The organism is Actinomadura sp. DC4, assembly GCF_030406325.1.
Classification (GTDB): Bacteria; Actinomycetota; Actinomycetes; order Streptosporangiales; family Streptosporangiaceae; genus Actinoallomurus.
On sequence record NZ_JAUEQY010000006.1, the window covers coordinates 18,472 to 35,568 of the forward strand.

The window sequence follows — 17,097 nt, forward strand, 5'->3', positions numbered from 1 at the left end:
CAGAATGCGCACGCGCGACTACGAGGCGCGCTCATCGGAGATCGTCAACCGCAGCGGCGGCAACATGCCGCCCTCGGCGAGAACGTCCAGCGCACGACGCTCGCTGTCGCCGATCTCCATCGGCGCGACCGCGTCGCCGAGCATGACGGAGACTACGCAGTCCGCGCAGCCGACGTTGCGTACCTCACACTTTTCGCAGTCGATGAGCATGATGCCTCCTTGTGTCGACGTCATGACACAGACGCTAGGAGGGGGCACCGACAAAAACGCTCAGGTGCGGCTCAGCCGCCTGAGCAGGAGCGCGGCGGGTGCCGGGCGCGCGTCGGCGCGGCGGGCCGAGTCGCACACCTCCTGGTCGGAGGAGATGACCACGACCGCGCGCCCGGTCGGCTCCGCGCGTACGAGCTGGCCGATGAGGTCGTCGGCGGTCTGGCCGGGCACGCTGAACAGCACGCGTACGCCGCGCGGGGCCTGTACCGCGACCGGCGCGTCCAGCTCCGCGCCGTCGAAGACCACGGTCACCTCGGCCTTGGTCTGGGCGTGCAGGACGCCGACGCCGGAGATGAGGCGCGACCTCTGGTCGGACAGCGGGAGGTCGCCGTAGCCCGTCTTGGTGACGTTGTAGCCGTCGATGATGAGGTGCACCTGCGGCAGCATGAGGAGCTGGTCGAGCAGGGCCGGGTCGCTGTCGGCCAGGGCGCGCCCCGGGAGCGTGCGGTGCCCCGGGCGCGCCGGCGTGACGGCGCCGACGTTGTCGGCCGGCCGCGTGATGCCGGTCGGCAGCCCGACCTCCTCCCGCAGCCCCTTGGCGGCGTCGGTGAGCGCGTCGAGCAGGACCCGCAGCCGCGTGTCGTCGAGGTTGCGTCCCTCGCGCGCGGCCCGGCGGGTGTTCTCCGCGGTCGCCTCCGCCTGGGAGAGCCGGGCGCGCAGCCGCCGCATCTCCGCCTCGGCCGCGGCGAGCGCCGCCGTGGCGGCGGTCCGCTCCTCCCCCGCCTGGCGGTCGAGCTCCTCCGCGCGGGAGTGCTCGCGCTTGGCGCGGGTGCGGCTCTCGTGCAGCTTCTTGCGGAGCTCGGCGTTCTCCGCGCGGGAGGCGCGCAGCTCGGTGCGGAGCTTGTCGATCTCCTCCGAGCGCGTGGCCTTCGCCGCGGCGATCTGCTCGTGCAGCTCGGCGACCTTGCGGATCGTCTCGGCCTCGTCGGCGGCGAGCGCGGACCGCTCCAGGTCGCGGCGGGCGGTCTCGACACGCTCGGGCCAGCCGGGCGGGCGGATGAGATAGGCCAGGGCCGCGACGTTCACCGGGTCGGCCGCGGCCGGGACCGTTCCGGACTCGAGCGCGGCGGCGAGCTCGGGCTGGCTCTCGCGCACTGACTCCGCGACGCGCTCGCGGAACTCATCGTCCTTCTCGAGCTGGGCGGCGATCGGCATCGCCGCGAGCCGGGCCCGGCGGCGTGGCTCGAAGCGGGCGACGCGGCGGAGCGGCGCGGGGACCTCGTCCGCTCGCAGCGTGCCGACCACGTCGGCGGCCGTCTCGACCACGCGCTGCCGCACCGCCTCTGGCAGCGGTTGATCGAGCTGCTCGCCCGGGCCGGTGTCGATGATCTTTCTCCTCACGCATGATCCGGTCACGGGCTCCGACATGCCCCCGGTCGCCCGTACCGCCGTCGTTGCCCAGCGTAGACGGCACAGCACCCGGGAGCAGGTGATCTCTCCACGAATACCCCTCGTCGCGGCGGGTGATGAGCCGCACTTCCCGCGGGCATTGTCAGTGGCCGCCCGTACGGTGCCTGCCATGGCCTCCGACGGCCCTGCGGTGCAGGGCACCCTCGACGATCTCGGCACGCCTCTCGTCGGGGTCACGTTCGTGGTCGTCGACCTCGAGACCACCGGCGGTTCGGCCCACGACTCGGCCATCACCGAGATCGGCGCCGTCAAGGTCCGCGGCGGCGAGGTGCTGGGCGAGTTCGCCACGCTCGTGGACCCGGGCACGCCGATCCCCCCGTTCATCACGGTGCTGACCGGCATCACCCAGCAGATGGTCGTCGCCGCGCCCCGCATCGGCCACGTGCTGCCCTCGTTCCTGGAGTTCGCCCGCGACGCGGTGCTGGTGGCCCACAACGCGCCGTTCGACATGGGCTTCCTCAAGGCCGCGTGCGCGGCGCAGGAGCGGCCCTGGCCCGCGCCGCCCGTCATCGACACGGCAGACCTGGCGCGCCGCCTGCTGACCCGCGACGAGGTGCCCAACTGCAAGCTGTCCACGCTCGCCCGCTTCTTCCGTACGGCCACCGAGCCGTGCCACCGCGCGCTGTCGGACGCGCGGGCCACCGTCGACGTGCTGCACGGGCTGCTGGAGCGTGCCGGCGCGTTCGGCGTGGAGTCGCTGGAGGAGCTCCGGAGCTTCTCGCGCGCCCCGACGCCCGAGCAGAAGCGCAAGCGCCACCTGGCCGACGCGGTGCCGGCCGCGCCCGGCGTCTACATCTTCGAGGACTCCCGCGGCGAGCCGCTCTACGTCGGCAAGAGCGGCCGGCTGCGCACGCGCGTCAAGTCCTACTTCACCGCCTCGGAGACGCGGCGCGGCGTCCGCGAGATGATCGGCATCGCCGAGCGGGTGCGCACGATCGTGTGCGCGAGCGCGCTGGAGGCGGAGGTACGCGAGCTGCGCCTCATCGCCGCGCACAAGCCGCGCTACAACCGCCGCTCCCGCCATCCCGAGCGCGCCGTGTGGCTCAAGCTGACGCCCGATCCGTTCCCGCGCCTGTCCATCGTCCGCGAGGTGCGCGACGACGGCGGCTCCTACCTCGGCCCGTTCGGCAGCACCCGCGTCGCCGAGGAGGCGCGCGCGGCCGTGCACGACGCGGTGCCGCTGCGCCAGTGCACCCAGCGCCTGACGCTCCGCGTGATCTCCTCCGGCCGCGCGAGCACCTGCGCGCTCGCCGAGCTCGGGCGCTGCGGCGCGCCCTGCGAGGGACGGCAGAGCCCCGAGGCCTACTCCGAGCACGCGGAGCGCGCCCGCGCGATCCTGACCGGCGACGTACGTCCGGTGGTGGCCGCGGCGCGGGCCCGCATCGAGCGGCTCTCCGAGCAGCTGCGCTACGAGGAGGCGGCGGCCCACCGCGACCGCCTGGCCGCCTTCGTCCGCGGCGCGGCGCGCTGCCAGCGGCTGACCAGCCTCGCGGGCATCGCCCAGCTCGTCGCGGCCCGGCCCGCGTTCGACGGCGGCTGGGAGTTGCACGTCGTACGGCACGGCCGGCTCGCCGCCGCGGGCTCCGTCCCCCCGCACGCCCATCCCGTCCCCTATGTGGAGGCGCTCGTCGCGACCGCCGAGACCGTACGCCCCGGGCTCGGCTCCGTCCCACGGGCCTCCGCCGAGGAGATGGAGTGCGTGCTGCGCTGGCTCGACACCCCCGGCGTACGCCTGGTCGAGGTGGACGGCACGTGGAGCTGCCCGGCCCACGGCGCGGAGAGCGTACGGCAGTGGATCGAGGACGCGTACCGCGACGACTCCCGTATGGTTGAGCGCGCCGGTCGGCCGATGCGTTAGGAGCAGGAGTGGCGCTGCCGCTGTACGACAACCAGCCGACAAGGCGCGCGCCGCTGGTCACCTACCTCCTCATCGCGGCCAACGTGGTCGTCTTCATGTTCTCGCCACTCGCCTCCATCGGTCACCGGGGCGAGACCGACACCCAGCGCAAGTGCGAGCAGGCGACGTACCTCCTCAAGTACGGCGCGGTGCCCAAGGAGATGATCGACAACCGTCAGGAGCCGGTGCCGGCGGAGATCACCGAGGTCTGCCACCCCGCGCCGATCCACAAACGGCCGTGGCTGTCCGCGCTGACCTCGATGTTCCTGCACGGCGGCGTGACGCACATCCTGGGCAACATGGTCTACCTCTTCATCTTCGGGGCGGCCACCGAGGACCGGCTCGGCAGGTTCCGGTTCCTGGTCTTCTACCTGCTGGTCGGCATGATCGCGGCGTACGGCTTCGCGCTCACCTACCCCGACTCCCTCACCCCGCTGGTCGGCGCCTCGGGCGCCATCGCGGGCGTGCTCGGCTCGCACCTGGTCCTCTATCCGCGGTCGCGCACGATCGCGCTGATCCTGTCGGTGTTCCCGTTCCGGCTGCCGTCGTGGGCGCTGCTGGCGCAGTTCTTCGTGTTCCAGTGGTTCAGCCTGGGCGACCAGAGCCAGACGGCGTACGTCGCGCACATCTACGGCTTCATCGCGGGCATGATCTGCGGCCTGCTCGTTAAACGCGGCGGCTTCGCACGTAAGTCGGCGGCCCTGAGCTGGCAGTGACCTGCGCTGGACTAGGCTTTCCGGCGCCGCGTCCACCATCGCCAGGAGGTCCTCGTGATCACCGCCATCGTGCTCATCAAGGCCGACGTCTCGCGCATTCCCGAGGTCGCCGAGGTCATCGCCGGGCTCGACGGCGTCAGCGAGGTCTACTCGGTGACGGGCGAGTTCGACCTGGTCGCCCTCGTACGGGTGCGCCAGTACGAGCAGATCGCCGACGTCATCCCGGGCAGCCTCAACAAGGTCGACGGCGTGACGCACACCGAGACCCACATCGCCTTCCGCACGTACTCCCAGCACGACCTGGAGGCGGCGTTCTCCCTGGGCCTGCCGGGTTCGGACTGATCACTCCGTGCCCAGCCCCCGGGCCGCCGCCTCGGCCGTCTGGGCGAGCAGGACGGCCACGGTCATCGGCCCGACCCCGCCGGGGACGGGCGTGATGAGGCCCGCACGGGTCCGCGCGGACGCCTCGACGTCCCCGACGTTGCCGGGGTTGTAACCGGCGTCGACCACGACCGCCCCGGGCTTGACGTCCTCGGTACGGATGAACTCCGGCCGTCCTACCGCGGCGACCAGGATGTCCGCTTCGCGGACGATGTCCGTCAGGCCGCGCGTACGGGAGTGGCAGTACGTCACGGTGGCGTCCCGGGCGAGCAGCAGCATCCCGACGGGAAGCCCGAGAATCGGACTGCGCCCGACCACGACGGCGTGCCGCCCGGCGGCGTCGACGCCGTACTCCTCCAGCAGCCGCATGATCCCGCCGGGCGTGCACGAGACGAACCCGGGCAGCCCGAGACTCATCGCGGCGAACGAGGCGGCCGTGACGCCGTCGACGTCCTTGCCGGGCGCGATCGCCTCGAACGCGGCCCGCTCGTCGATGTGCGGCCCGACCGGGTGCTGCAGGAGGATGCCGTGCACCCCGGGGTCGTCCGAGAGCGCGGCGACGGCGCCGACCAGCTCCGTGGTCGTCGTGGCGGCGGGCAGCGCGACGTGGCGGGAGCGGATCCCGGCCTTCTCGCAACGGGCCCGCTTCATGCGGACGTAGGTGACGGAGGCGGGGTCGTCGCCGACCAGAACGGTGGCAAGGCAGGGCGGCGTACCGGTCTCGCGGGTGAGCGCGGCGACCTTGTCCGTGGTGCGCTCGACGAGGTCACGGGCGAGCCGGGCACCGTCCATCAGACGCGCGGTGTGGGGCTGGGACATGGGCTGCTCCTGAGCGGTCGGGGTGAGGAGGCCCAGGCGCGCGGCACGGATGACGGACCGCTCCCCGGTGGTACTCCACCTCAGCGCCAGTCACGGCCCGGGTCCACATTAACGCCCGCTTCGCGCCCACGCCGCGACGAAGTGCGGGGACCTGCCCATGGGCGGACGGGCCCGGTCAGTGGGAGCGGCTCGGACGGCGGTGGCGCCTCGGGGTGCGAGGGCGACTCGGTGGGTGAGGGCATCTCGGGGGCTGGGGCGACTAGGAGGGTGAGGGCACCTCGGAGGGCGGGGGCGGCGTGAAGGATGGAGGCACCCCGGAGGTCGGGGCAGGTCAGATGGGTGGGGCCAGCACGGAGGACAGAGGCGGCCCGAAGGGGCGGGGCCGCCACGGAAGGGTGAGGCCGACGCGGGAGGGCGGGGGCTAGTAAGGAGGGCCGGGGCCAGCGCGGGAGGGCGAGGGCGTGTACCGAGACAGGCAGGCGGGCGGTGTGGGTGATCGAGGACTCGTGCAAGCGATCGCGCGATGAACACCATCTGGGGCGAGATCGTCGGGTGTCGTGGGTCTCGAGCGGGGCCTGCGGCCAGCCCGGCTTTCGCCGCCGCTCGGCGGATTCCGAGGGCGTGGGCATCGCGGCCCTCAAGGGTTCCGCCGGCAGCCTGAGGGACACCACTCGCTCGACGGGCGCTGACCAGGATCGATGCGGTGCTGCAGTCCTCAACGGATCCCCTAGCCGGGGCTTAGCGCCACCGCCTGGTGGCGGGCCCGGGAAGCGGCCACACGGGGCGGCTACCTCGCGACCCATAGGCCGCCCGGCCGGACGGCGGGAACCCTCGACCCTTAGCCAGGCGCGCAAAGACGACCTTGGCGGCGTACGACGCCTGGCCGGCCCGGGGGCACCGCCTGGTCAGCGGGTACTGAGCAGAAAAACGGAACCACCGCAGGCCTCGGAGAGGCCCGCAGCCGATGCTAGGGCCGCGATCCCGCCTCCACTGCACGAACGGGAACGTCTGCCTACCGCGACTCGAACGCGTCCGCAGGACCGTGCCTGATCAGCGGGCTCACCAGGACGCGAAAAATAGATGAGTGGCGCGGGATCGGTGGCCAGCCGGTACGCCTCAGGCACGGCCCCCGCACCACCGCCTCGGCGCGTACCCGCGGTGGAAACGCGACGGCCCGCCTCCTTCAAGTGGAGGCGGGCCGTCGGTTCGCCGGGTTCAGCCCCGGCTCAGTTCCTTGTGGTCGCCGCCCTCGATCTCCGGGTGGTCCCCGTGACCGTCGGCGTGGCCGTTGCCATGACCATCGCCGTGGCCGTTGCCCATCGGGATGTCGTCGGACGTGAAAGCGCTGTTGAGCGCCTTCCGCGCCCTGCCCAAGGGGCCACGGGCACTCGGCGACGGGATGCCGTTCTCGTCCTCCTCAGCGGCCTCCAGCGCCGGGAGTTCCGGCTTGGCGCGCAGGACCGCCTCGGTGTCTTCCTTCACCGGCTCGTGGACCTCCACGAACTCGCCGGTCGGCAGCATCTTGATGATGCCCGACTCCACGCCGTGGTCCAGCTCGGCCGCGTCGCTGCGCTGCAGGCCGATGCAGATCCGCTTCGTGACGATGTAGGCGATGATCGGGCCGATGATGACGGCGAAGCGGAAGAACCACGTCGTCGCGTACAGCGACACGTCGAAGCGGTCCGCGAGGATGTCGTTTCCGCCGGCCAGCCACAGCAGGCCGTAGAACGCGACCGCGGTCATGCCGACCGCCGTGCGGAACGGGGCATTGCGCGGGCGGTCGGCGAAGTGGTGGACACGCCGGTCGCCGGTGGCCCACTGTTCGAGGAACGGCCACAGCGCGGCGCCCGTCATGATCAGGCCCAGTGGTACGAGGGCCGGGATCAGGACGTTCCAGCCGATCGTGTGGCCCCACAGGTTGGTCTCCCAGTTGGGCATGATCCGCAGTGCGCCCTCGAGGAAGCCCATGTAGAAGTCGGGCTGGGAACCGGCCGTGATGGAGTCCGGGGTGTACGGGCCGAACAGCCAGATCGGGTTGATCTGCGCGAACGTCGCCAGCCCCGCGATGACCGCGAAGGTGAACAGGAAGAACGCGTTGGTCTTGAGAAGGAAGACCGGGTAGAAGGCCTTGCCCGTGACCGTGCTCTCCGACTTACCCTTGCCCGGGAACTGCGTGTGACCCTGGAACCACATGATCATCAGGTGCGCCGCGACCAGACCCAGCAACAGGCCTGGGATCAGGAGCACGTGGACCGTGTAGAGCCGTGGAATGAAGTCATGGCCTGGGAACGAGCCGCCGAACGCGAAGTAATACAAATACGTGCCGACGAGCGGGATCGACTGGAGAACGCCCTGGGTGATGCGCAGGCCCGTACCGGAGAGCAGGTCGTCCGGCAGCGAGTAGCCGAACAGGCCCTCCAGGATCGCGAGCGTGAACATCGTGACGCCGATGAGCCAGTTGATCTCACGCGGCTTGCGGTAGGCGCCGGTGAAGAAGATCCGGAGCATGTGCACCATGATCGACGCCAGGAACAGCACCGCCGCCCAGTGGTGGATCTGCCGCATGAGCAGACCGCCGCGGACGTCGAAGGTGATGCGCAGCGTCGAGTCGTACGCCTCGCTCACGCTGACGCCGTTGAGCTTGGTGTAACTGCCGTGGTAGACGACCTCGGACATGCTCGGCTTGAACCAGAGCGTCAGGAACACACCGCTCAACAGCAGGATGACGAAGGAGTAGAGCGCGATCTCTCCCAGCATGAACGACCAGTGGTCGGGAAAGACCTTCTTCATCTTGCCGCGCAGGAAGTTCGCGGTGGCGAAACGATCGTCGGCGTAGCCGACCGCGCCGTCGACGGCCTTGGGGGGTGTCGTGGTGCTCATCTGTCGCTCACCGCTCCTCGCTCGCCGAGCGGATCACCGATCGGCGAGCCCATGTAGTACGTGCGGTTCATGCTTTGGGCCTCCCGCGTTCCCAGAAGCTCGGGCCCACCGGCTCCGTGAAGTCGCTCTTGGCGACCAGGTAGCCCTCAGAGTCTACGCCGATCGGCAGCTGGGGCAGAGGCCGGGCCGCCGGGCCGAAGATGACCTTCGCGCTGTCCAGCGCGTCGAAGGTGGACTGGTGGCACGGGCACAGGATGTGGTGGGTGGTCTGCTCGTACAGGGCGGCCGGGCAGCCCACGTGCGTGCAGATCTTGGAGTAGGCGACGATGCCGCCGACGTTCCAGTTCTCCCGGCCCTTCTTGATCTTCAGCCGGTCCACCGGGAGGTTGAGCAGCAGGACGGCGCCGGTGGCGATCTCGTCCAGGTTGTCCTCGGCGCCCTCGGGGACGACGGTGATGATGCCGCCTGGGGAGTTGAAGTCGGCCGCCTTGAGCGGGAGCCCGGTGCCGTCGACCACCAGCCGCGTGCCGTTCTTCCACGCCGTGTGACGCAGCTTCTTCTCCGGCAGCGGGCCGAGGTCGCGCAGCAGGACGAGTGGCAGCAGGCCAAGGGGCGCCGCGGCCAGCAGGAGAGTACGGCGGAGCAGCCGGCGGTGGCCGAGGCCGGTCTCCTGGGAGCCCTCCAGGAGGTACTGGTTGAAGGTCTCCCGGTCCTCGGCCCTGGAGGAGATCGCGTGCCGTTCCTGGACGATCTCCTTGGTGGTCACCAGGCTGCGGACCCAGATGGTCAGGCCCACGGCCAGGCCGAGGAAGACCAGCGTCAGCGCGATGCCCAGGGTGTAGTTGGACCGCGTCGCCCGCTGGATGTTGCCGACGTGGCCGGGCCACACGGCGTAGAAGACGATGAAGGCGATGCCCGCGACGAACGTGAGCATGAAGAAGGCGGCCGCGACGCGCTCGGCGCTGCGTGCCTTGTTCTCGTCCAGCACGTAACCGCTGCTCCCCTCCCCCGGCTCGTCGCGGGGCAGGAGCTCCTGGGTGCCGACCGGCGGCGGAGTGCCGATCACACGCTTCGGGACGCGGCCTTCCTCTTCCGGAGTCGCGTCGCTGGTGTCGTTGTTGTCAGTCATTCTGCGTCTTCTTCTTGGGCTTCCGGGCAGTGAGCCACATCGCTGCGACGACCATGAATCCGATCCCGACCAGCCAGCCGACGAGGCCCTCGGCCACCGGGCCGACACGGCCGAGGCCGCTGCCGCCGGGGTTGGGCTCGTCGCGGGTCTGCGTGACGTACGCGATGATCGCGCGCTTCTGCGCCGGCGTGACGGTCGTGTCGTTGAAGACCGGCATCGCCTGGGGACCGGTGATCATGGCCTCGTAGATCTGTGTGGGCGTGGCCTTGTCGAGCGACGGGGCGTACTTGCCGCCCGTGAGCGCGCCGCCGGACCCGGCGAAGTTGTGACACTGGGCGCAGTTGGCGCGGAACAGCTTGCCGCCGAGGGCGGAGTCGCCGTCCTTGGGGTCGACCTGATCCGCGGAGGGGACCGCGGGACCGCCGCCGAGGGAGGCGACGTACGCCGCCAGCAGGCGGACCTGCTCCTCGTTGAACACCGGCTTCTTGCGCGGGATCTGCGCGCCCGGGTTCATGGCGGGCATCCGGCCGGTGCCGACCTGGAAGTCGACCGAGGCGGCGCCGACGCCGATCAGGCTTGGCGCGGTGCGCGTACCCTCGGCGTTCGCGCCGTGGCAACTGGAGCAGGCTTGATTGAACAGCTCCTTGCCCTTGGCGACGTCCTGCGCCGACGCCTTGGTGTCAGACGCCTGGGCGCGGTCGGCGCTCGACGAGACACCGGCGTACGCAACACCGATGATCGCGAGCGCGGCCAGCACGACGGCGTAGCCCGCCCACGGGCGCCGGCGCCATGCGGTGAACCATTTCACGGAAGAATTCCCCGTTCTGGATCAGTGGAACTGCTCGATGAGGTAGATCGTGGCGAACAGCCCGACCCAGACCGCATCGACGAAATGCCAGTAATAGGACACGACGATCGCGCTCGTCGCCTGTTCGTGGGTCCAGCGTTTCGCTGCGAACGTGCGTCCGAGCATGAACAGGAACGCGATCAGGCCACCGGTTACGTGCAGGCCGTGGAAGCCGGTGGTCAGGTAGAACACCGAGCCGTACGCGCTGGAGGAGATCGTCGTGCCCTCACCGACCAGCGTGCGGTACTCGTTGAGCTGTCCGGCGACGAACACCGCGCCCATGAGGAAGGACAAGAAGTACCACTCGCGCAGGCCCCACTTGCGAAGATTGAAGATCTTCCCCAGCCGCCGGACCTGACCTCGCTCCGCCGCGAACACACCAAGCTGGCAGGTCACACTCGACATCAGCAGGATGAAGGTGTTCACCGAGGCGTACGGGATGTCCAGGTGGGCCTGCGGCCAGCTTCCGCCGTCGCCCTTGGTCACCGACCGGATGGTGAAGTACATCGCGAACAGGGCCGCGAAGAACATGAGCTCGGAAGACAGCCACACGATCGTGCCCACGCTCACAAGGTTGGGCCGGTTGACGCGGGACCGGGGTGCGCTGTCTGTCGCGGATACTGTTGCCACGGGCAGCATTATTACGGCACCTGCCGACCATGTGACGCAGGACCCCCCATCAGGCGTGCTCCGATCCTCTCCGAGCGGCCGTTTCCAGGGGGTTTTCCGGATCGATGCCGGTGAACGTGCCATTACGGAGCCGCTCCGGTCGTTGCGGCGGCGTCCCGCCCGGTAACATCGCACCGTGCGCGGGGCCTCATCGCCCGACCTGTGTCGATGATCACGCCGCTCGCCGGCGCCGGCATCGCGCGGCGCGACAGAGTCCTTCCAGGAAGGGGGAGGCGCAACCGCTTCCCGGCCTCACCGCCGGGGCCTCCGCGCCAGAGTCAGATGAAGATCCTCGTTTACAGCCACGACGCGAACACCCGCGCCCAGGTGCGGCTCGCGATCGGCCGCCGGCCCGCTCCCGGGCTCCCCCAGGTCGAGTTCGTGGAGATCGCCACCGAGCCGGCCGTGTTCGCCCGCCTCGACGAGGGCGACGTCGACGTGGCCGTCCTCGACGGAGAGGCGCAGCCCGCCGGCGGCATGGGCATCTGCCGCCAGGCCAAGGACGAGATCTACCACTGCCCCCCGATCATGGTCCTGATCGCCCGCCGCGACGACGGCTGGCTCGCCACCTGGTCGCGCGCGGACGCCGTCGCCAGCCAGCCGATCGACGCCATCGCCCTCGCGGAGGGCGTGGCCGGGCTGATGCGCAAGCGCGCCGCCGACACCGGCACCGAACTCTCCGTCCAGTAACGCCCGGCCTCACCCACACCAGGAGCCTCCGGATGGACCCGCGTACGACGTGGCCCTCCCTGCTGGACGCGCTGCTCAACGGGCAGTCGCTGTCGGCGGAGGAGACCACCTGGGTGATGCACGAGATCATGTCGGGGCAGGCCACCGACGTTCAGATCGCCGGTTTCGCCGTGGCCCTGCGCGCCAAGGGCGAGTCCGTCGCCGAGGTCGCGGGCCTGGCGACGGGCATGTTGGCCCACTCCACGCCGGTCTCGGTGCCCGGCCCCGCCGTCGACCTCGTCGGCACCGGCGGCGACCAGGCCCACACGGTCAACATCTCCACCATGGGCGCGATCGTCGCCGCGGCCGCGGGCGCGCGGATGGTCAAGCACGGCAACCGCGCCGCGTCCTCCTCCTGTGGCTCCGCCGACCTGCTCGAGGAGCTCGGCGTCGCGATCAACCTCTCCCCCCAGGCCACGGCCGAGGTCGCGGGTGAGATCGGCATCACGTTCTGTTTCGCGCCGCGCTTCCACCCGGCGCTGAAGTACGCCGCCCGTACGCGGAGCGAGCTGGGCACCCCGACGGTGTTCAACTTCCTGGGTCCGCTGACCAACCCGGCCCGCCCGACGGCGCAGGCGGTCGGGGTCTTCCACCTGCGGATGGCGGGGGTGACGGCGGGCGTGTTCGCCGAGCGCGGCTGCTCGTCCCTGGTGTTCCGCGGCGACGACGGTCTGGACGAGCTGACCACGACCTCGACGTCGGTCATCTGGGTGGTCCGCGACGGCACCGCCACCGAGACGACCTTCGACCCGGCGGACCTCGGCATCCCCCGCGCCACGCCCGACGCCCTGCGCGGCGCGGACGCCCCGCACAACGCCCGCGTGGCCCGTGCGGTCCTGGCCGGCGAGGAGGGCCCCGTACGCGACATCGTGGCCCTCAACGCCGCCGCGGCGCTGGTGGCCGCGGAGGGGGCCCCGCCCGCGGAGGCCCTGACGGAGTCGCTGCGCGCCGCGTACGCCCGCGCTCTGGAGGCGATCGACTCCGGCCGTGCCGCGGCCCTGCTCGACCGCTGGTCCGACCTGTCCCGGCGTCTCACCGGCTGACCGGCCCTACCAGGACGCGGACTCCTCCGCCGGGCTCGGCGGAGCGGCCAGTCCCTGACCATGCGACACGCCCGTGGAGCTCTCCGAGAGCCACTCCGGCCAGGTGAGCTGCCAGAAACCCCATCCGTTGCCCGGCGACAGGCGGCGGTGCGTGCCGGTCACCTCGACGACGTCGCCCGGCTGCGTACGGCGGTAGAACCAGCGGGCGTCGCGCGGGCCCAGGTTGATGCAGCCGTGGCTCACGTTGCGGCTCCCCTGGTCCCCGACCGACCACGGGGCGCTGTGCTCGTACTCCCCGCTGTCGGAGATGCGCACCGCGAAGTACACGTCGTGCCGGTAGTGGTCCGGGCAGCCCGGCGGGCAGCCGACCGACGCGGAGTCCATGACCACGTGATGGGCCTTCTCCATCGTCAGGTGGACCCCGCTCGTCGTCGTGTACGCGAACCGCCCGCCCTTGCCCATACTGATCGGCATCCGGCGGGCACGCCGCCCGTTGATGCGGACCACCTGGTGGTGGCTGCGGGCGCTGGCCACGGTGACGTGCGAGTCGCCGATCCCGAAGCCCAGCTCGACGTCCTGCGCGCCGTACGCGGCCCTCGTCAGCCGCAGGCCGCTCAGATGCGCGACCAGCCGGACCCGGGTGTGGGCCGGCCAGTACGTCCTGGGGCGGTAGACCACGTCGGTGTCGGAGAACCAGTGCCAGGCGCCGGTGACCGGGACGGACGTGCGCACCTCCAGCGCCCGCTCGGCCTCGGCACGGTTCTGCACCGGCGCGGCGAAGCGGACCATGATCGGCATGCCCACGCCGACCGTGGCGCCCTCGCCCGGGGCCAGGACCGCCGCGGCGACGGTACGGGCGACCCTCCGCGTACGGAACTCGCTCCGCGCCGTGCTCACCCGGCCGTCCACGCCGGTCACGGTGGCGGTCAGCCGGTACGCGCGACCCGGGGCCAGCGTCCACTTCGGCCACCAGACGGTGCCGTCGGGGCTCGTACGGCCCTCCAGTGACCGCTCCCCGTCCGTGAAGACGACCGTACGGAGCCGGCCGTCCCGTACGCGCACCGCCACGGGCGTGTCCGGGCGTACGGCGTGGCCGCCGGACTCCGGAGAGATCGTCACGATGGCCTCCGGGCGCGGGGCGGTGTGCGCGCAGCCACTGGCCGCGAGGACGCACGCGGCGACGGCCGTCGCTCGCCTCATACCCACCCCCAAGCCGGTAAGCCCGTGGCCGAGTATGGGCGAAGGCCGGTACCGCCTCGGGGCGGCACCGGCCTCTCTACCGTTTCTTGGGGGTTCTCAGTGAGAGAAGTGACCCCGGTAGTACTCGAAGACGAAACCGATGGCGGCGAGGATGACCGCGAACATGCCGATGATCAGCATCCACCAGCCGATGACGGCGCCGAGGGCGGCCGTCGCGGCGGCGGCCGCCGCGAACAGCGGCCACCAGCTGTGCGGGCTGAAGAACCCGAGCTCACCGGCGCCGTCGGCGATCTCTCCCTGCTTGTCGTCCTCCGGGCGGGGACCCACCCGGCGGCCGGTGAACAGGAGGTAGAAGCCGACCAGGCCGGCCAGGCCCACGGTGAGCGCCAGCGCCGTCGTACCGGTCGGGTCGTGCGACCACAGCCAGTAGATGACGTCCATGATGGCGAAGAACAGCGCGCTGAAGACGAACAGATAGCCTTCGACCTTCATCGGGTCAGTCCTCCGTCCCGGCGCCGGCCGCCACGGCGGGTTTCGCCTCGGTGTGCGGGTAGTGCAGGTCGAACGCGGGACGCTCGGAGCGGATCCGCGGGATGGCGGTGAAGTTGTGCCGCGGCGGCGGGCAGGACGTCGCCCACTCCAGCGAGTTGCCGTAGCCCCAGGGGTCATCGACGTTGACCCGCTCGCCGTTCTTGGCCGTGATGTAGACGTTCCACAGGAACGGCAGCATCGAGATGGCCAGGATCAGCGCGCCGATGCTGGAGACCAGGTTGAGGCCGGCGAACTCCTTGGCGTAGTCGGAGACGCGCCGCTGCATGCCCTCGGCGCCCAGCCAGTGCTGGACCAGGAAGGTCGTGTGGAAGCCGATGAACAGCAGCCAGAAGTGGACCTTGCCCCAGAACTCGTTCAGCATCTTCCCCGTCATCTTCGGCCACCAGAAGTAGAAGCCGCCGAACATCGCGAACACCACGGTGCCGAACAGCACGTAGTGGAAGTGCGCGACGACGAAGTAGGAGTCGTTGAGCTGGAAGTCCAGGGGCGGCGAGGCCAGGATGATGCCGGTCAGGCCGCCGAACAGGAACGTCACGAGGAACCCGAGCGCCCACAGCATCGGTGTCTCGAAGGTCAGATGTCCTCGCCAGATCGTCCCGACCCAGTTGAAGAACTTCACCCCCGTGGGCACCGCGATCAGGAACGTCATGAAGGAGAAGAACGGAAGGAGGACCTGGCCGGTCGGGAACATGTGGTGCGCCCACACGGTCACGGACAGGCCGGCGATGGCGATGGTCGCGCCCACCAGGCTGACGTAGCCGAAGACCGGCTTGCGGCTGAACACCGGGAGGATCTCGGTGATGATCCCGAAGAAGGGCAAGGCGACGATGTACACCTCTGGATGGCCGAAGAACCAGAAGAGGTGCTGCCACAGCATCGCGCCGCCGTTGGCGGCGTCGAACACGTGCGCGCCGAGCTTACGGTCGGCCTCCAGGGCCAGCAGCGCGGCGGCCAGCACCGGGAAGGCCATCAGCACGAGGACCGACGTCAGCAGGATGTTCCAGGTGAAGATCGGCATCCGGAACATCGTCATGCCCGGCGCCCGCATGCAGAAGATCGTGGTGACGAAGTTGACGCCACCGAGGATCGTGCCGAGCCCGGACAGCACCAGGCCCATGATCCATAGATCTCCGCCGATCTCCGGCGATCTGATCGCGTTCGACAGCGGCGAGTAGGCGTACCAGCCGAAGCTTGCGGCGCCGCCCGGGGTCAGGAACCCGCTGATCGTGATGATGCCGCCGAACAGGAACAGGTAGAAGCTGAACATGTTCATGCGGGGGAACGCCACGTCAGGCGAGCCGATCTGCAGCGGCATGATGACGTTGCCGAACCCGACGAACAGCGGCGTCGCGAACAGCAACAGCATGATCGTGCCGTGCATGGTGAACAGCTGGTTGAACTGCTCCCGGCTGACGACCTGCTCGCCCGGCTGGGCGAGCTCCGCCCGCATGATGAGGGCCAGGATGCCGCCGATGCCGAAGAACACGAACGACGTGATCAGGTACATGTACCCGATCACCTTGTGATCCGTGGACGACATCCAGGACGCGATGATCCGGCCCTTGGACGTACGCGGGCGGGCGCTGGGCGCCGCCGGCGTCGGATGAGAGATGGTCGTGGTCACTGAGCGCTCCCGCTCGGCTTATGGCTGGAGATGAACTGGTCGAACTCCGCCTGCGGGACGATCTTCACCTGGAAGAGCATCCGGCCGTGGTCGACGCCGCAGAGCTCGGCGCAGCGTCCTTCGTACGTGCCCGTCTTCGTCGGGGTGATCTCGAAGTCCTCACCGGACTTGACCCCCGGGAGGATGTCGCGCTTGAAGATGAACGACGGGACCCAGAACGAGTGGATGACGTCCTTGGACATCAGGTGGAACCGCACCCGCTTGCCGACCGGGATCTCGAACATCGGCTTGTTCTTCGCGTCCGGGGACACGGGCTGGCCGACGATCGGGGTCGTTTTGTACTGCGGGTAGTCGAACTGCCAGCTCCACTGGAACGCCGTGACGTTCACGATCGTGACGTCGCCGGGCTTCGGGTTCTTGGTCAGCTTGTCGAGATAGGTCTCGTCGCGCGCGGTGAAGTAGAACAGCACCGCGATGATGATGAACGGCACGACGGTGTAGAGCATCTCGATGGGCAGGTTGTAGCGAACCTGCGGCGGCAGCTGATCGGACCGCTTGCGGTGGAAGAGCACCGCCCAGATGATCAAACCCCAGACGAGCGCACCCACGGCCAGCGCGGCGACCCACGACCCCTGCCACAGGGTCAGGACGCGCTTGCCCTGCTCGGTGACCGGCGTCGGCAGGCCGAGGCGCACATTCTCTGCGGAGCACGCCGTCGCGGCGATCGCCAGCATCGAGAGCGCCGAAGCGCCCGTCAACAAGCGTCGGCGCGCACCGGGCGCACCTGCGCGCACTGGCGTACGCCGCTCTCTACGGCGGGTCGGACTCACGGATTGCCTTCCCACGATGAAGCCCGAGTCTCGGGCGATCAGGTCGATGTTCACACGTGTGTGGGAAAGATTAGCGGAGGGTCCCGGACACCCCGGTGGTA

The 17,097-nt window shown here is 70.2% G+C and carries 16 protein-coding genes and 1 riboswitch; of the genes, 5 read left to right on the forward strand and 11 right to left on the reverse strand.

The window, feature by feature from the left end; translation table 11 throughout:
• Positions 1 to 18: 18 nt before the first annotated feature.
• Entirely contained in the window at positions 19 to 210 is a 192-nt protein-coding gene (locus tag QWU11_RS11455) for a hypothetical protein (protein WP_290105140.1), read from the reverse strand.
• Between the two features lie 60 nt (positions 211 to 270).
• Positions 271 to 1,611 carry an NYN domain-containing protein gene (locus tag QWU11_RS11460; RefSeq protein ID WP_290105141.1) on the reverse strand — a complete coding sequence of 447 codons (1,341 nt, stop codon included), beginning with the start codon at positions 1,609 to 1,611 and terminating at the stop codon, positions 271 to 273.
• A gap of 178 nt (positions 1,612 to 1,789) precedes the next feature.
• Between QWU11_RS11460 and QWU11_RS11465 the strand changes: the two genes are divergently transcribed.
• From QWU11_RS11465 to QWU11_RS11475, 3 genes are read left to right on the forward strand one after another with little or no spacing between them, the layout of a single operon-like run.
• Positions 1,790 to 3,538, forward strand: a complete 1,749-nt coding sequence (locus tag QWU11_RS11465) for a DEDD exonuclease domain-containing protein (protein ID WP_290105142.1) — start codon at positions 1,790 to 1,792, stop codon at positions 3,536 to 3,538.
• An 8-nt stretch (positions 3,539 to 3,546) separates the two neighbouring features.
• A complete protein-coding gene (locus QWU11_RS11470; protein ID WP_290105143.1) occupies positions 3,547 to 4,293 on the forward strand; it encodes a rhomboid family intramembrane serine protease in 747 nt (248 codons plus the stop codon).
• A 54-nt stretch (positions 4,294 to 4,347) separates the two neighbouring features.
• The gene (locus QWU11_RS11475) at positions 4,348 to 4,635 is read left to right on the forward strand and encodes an Lrp/AsnC ligand binding domain-containing protein (RefSeq protein WP_290105144.1); all 288 of its coding nucleotides are present in this window, start codon (positions 4,348 to 4,350) and stop codon (positions 4,633 to 4,635) included.
• Here the strand turns inward: QWU11_RS11475 and QWU11_RS11480 are convergent, their stop codons facing one another.
• From QWU11_RS11480 to QWU11_RS11500, 5 genes are all read right to left on the reverse strand, one after another.
• Positions 4,636 to 5,493 (reverse strand): bifunctional 5,10-methylenetetrahydrofolate dehydrogenase/5,10-methenyltetrahydrofolate cyclohydrolase, encoded by an 858-nt coding sequence (locus QWU11_RS11480; protein ID WP_290105145.1) that lies wholly within the window; start codon positions 5,491 to 5,493, stop codon positions 4,636 to 4,638.
• 23 nt (positions 5,494 to 5,516) lie between these two features.
• Positions 5,517 to 5,597: riboswitch (ZMP/ZTP riboswitch) on the reverse strand.
• 1,111 nt (positions 5,598 to 6,708) lie between these two features.
• Positions 6,709 to 8,373: a ubiquinol-cytochrome c reductase cytochrome b subunit gene (locus QWU11_RS11485; protein WP_290105146.1), complete on the reverse strand. Its 1,665-nt coding sequence runs from the start codon at positions 8,371 to 8,373 to the stop codon at positions 6,709 to 6,711.
• A gap of 67 nt (positions 8,374 to 8,440) precedes the next feature.
• Entirely contained in the window at positions 8,441 to 9,502 is a 1,062-nt protein-coding gene (locus QWU11_RS11490) for a Rieske 2Fe-2S domain-containing protein (RefSeq protein WP_290105147.1), read from the reverse strand.
• Positions 9,495 to 10,310 (reverse strand): c-type cytochrome, encoded by an 816-nt coding sequence (locus QWU11_RS11495; protein WP_290105148.1) that lies wholly within the window; start codon positions 10,308 to 10,310, stop codon positions 9,495 to 9,497. Before QWU11_RS11495 ends, QWU11_RS11490 begins: the two co-directional genes overlap by 8 nt.
• A gap of 21 nt (positions 10,311 to 10,331) precedes the next feature.
• On the reverse strand, positions 10,332 to 10,988 hold the full coding sequence (locus QWU11_RS11500; RefSeq protein ID WP_354670835.1) for a heme-copper oxidase subunit III: 657 nt from the start codon (positions 10,986 to 10,988) through the stop codon (positions 10,332 to 10,334).
• A 312-nt stretch (positions 10,989 to 11,300) separates the two neighbouring features.
• On the opposite strand from QWU11_RS11500, the gene QWU11_RS11505 reads away from it, so the two are divergent.
• Both QWU11_RS11505 and trpD read left to right on the forward strand, forming a co-directional pair.
• Complete coding sequence (locus QWU11_RS11505; protein WP_290105150.1) at positions 11,301 to 11,708, forward strand: hypothetical protein; 408 nt, start codon at positions 11,301 to 11,303, stop codon at positions 11,706 to 11,708.
• 32 nt (positions 11,709 to 11,740) lie between these two features.
• Positions 11,741 to 12,790 carry an anthranilate phosphoribosyltransferase gene (gene trpD / locus QWU11_RS11510; RefSeq protein WP_290105151.1) on the forward strand — a complete coding sequence of 350 codons (1,050 nt, stop codon included), beginning with the start codon at positions 11,741 to 11,743 and terminating at the stop codon, positions 12,788 to 12,790.
• Between the two features lie 6 nt (positions 12,791 to 12,796).
• Here the strand turns inward: trpD and QWU11_RS11515 are convergent, their stop codons facing one another.
• The 4 genes from QWU11_RS11515 to coxB all read right to left on the reverse strand — a co-directional run bounded on the left by QWU11_RS11515 (position 12,797) and on the right by coxB (position 16,924).
• Positions 12,797 to 13,990 carry an Ig-like domain-containing protein gene (locus tag QWU11_RS11515; RefSeq protein ID WP_290105152.1) on the reverse strand — a complete coding sequence of 398 codons (1,194 nt, stop codon included), beginning with the start codon at positions 13,988 to 13,990 and terminating at the stop codon, positions 12,797 to 12,799.
• Between the two features lie 96 nt (positions 13,991 to 14,086).
• Positions 14,087 to 14,482, reverse strand: a complete 396-nt coding sequence (locus tag QWU11_RS11520) for a cytochrome c oxidase subunit 4 (RefSeq protein ID WP_290105153.1) — start codon at positions 14,480 to 14,482, stop codon at positions 14,087 to 14,089.
• A gap of 4 nt (positions 14,483 to 14,486) precedes the next feature.
• Positions 14,487 to 16,166: a cytochrome c oxidase subunit I gene (gene ctaD / locus QWU11_RS11525; RefSeq protein ID WP_290105155.1), complete on the reverse strand. Its 1,680-nt coding sequence runs from the start codon at positions 16,164 to 16,166 to the stop codon at positions 14,487 to 14,489.
• On the reverse strand, positions 16,163 to 16,924 hold the full coding sequence (coxB, locus tag QWU11_RS11530; RefSeq protein WP_290105156.1) for a cytochrome c oxidase subunit II: 762 nt from the start codon (positions 16,922 to 16,924) through the stop codon (positions 16,163 to 16,165). The genes ctaD and coxB overlap by 4 nt, the downstream gene beginning before the upstream one ends.
• Between the last annotated feature and the right edge of the window lie 173 nt (positions 16,925 to 17,097).

Bases quoted from the DNA above. Each gene is read 5' to 3' on its own strand.
- QWU11_RS11490 (WP_290105147.1), bottom strand. From the start codon at position 9,502: ATGACTGACAACAACGACACCAGCGACGCGACTCCGGAAGAGGAAGGC.
- QWU11_RS11505 (WP_290105150.1), top strand. From the start codon at position 11,301: ATGAAGATCCTCGTTTACAGCCACGACGCGAACACCCGCGCCCAGGTG.
- QWU11_RS11520 (WP_290105153.1), bottom strand. From the start codon at position 14,482: ATGAAGGTCGAAGGCTATCTGTTCGTCTTCAGCGCGCTGTTCTTCGCC.
- QWU11_RS11485 (WP_290105146.1), bottom strand. From the start codon at position 8,373: ATGAGCACCACGACACCCCCCAAGGCCGTCGACGGCGCGGTCGGCTAC.
- QWU11_RS11515 (WP_290105152.1), bottom strand. From the start codon at position 13,990: ATGAGGCGAGCGACGGCCGTCGCCGCGTGCGTCCTCGCGGCCAGTGGC.
- QWU11_RS11455 (WP_290105140.1), bottom strand. From the start codon at position 210: ATGCTCATCGACTGCGAAAAGTGTGAGGTACGCAACGTCGGCTGCGCG.
- QWU11_RS11500 (WP_354670835.1), bottom strand. From the start codon at position 10,988: ATGCTGCCCGTGGCAACAGTATCCGCGACAGACAGCGCACCCCGGTCC.
- QWU11_RS11465 (WP_290105142.1), top strand. From the start codon at position 1,790: ATGGCCTCCGACGGCCCTGCGGTGCAGGGCACCCTCGACGATCTCGGC.
- QWU11_RS11480 (WP_290105145.1), bottom strand. From the start codon at position 5,493: ATGTCCCAGCCCCACACCGCGCGTCTGATGGACGGTGCCCGGCTCGCC.
- trpD (WP_290105151.1), top strand. From the start codon at position 11,741: ATGGACCCGCGTACGACGTGGCCCTCCCTGCTGGACGCGCTGCTCAAC.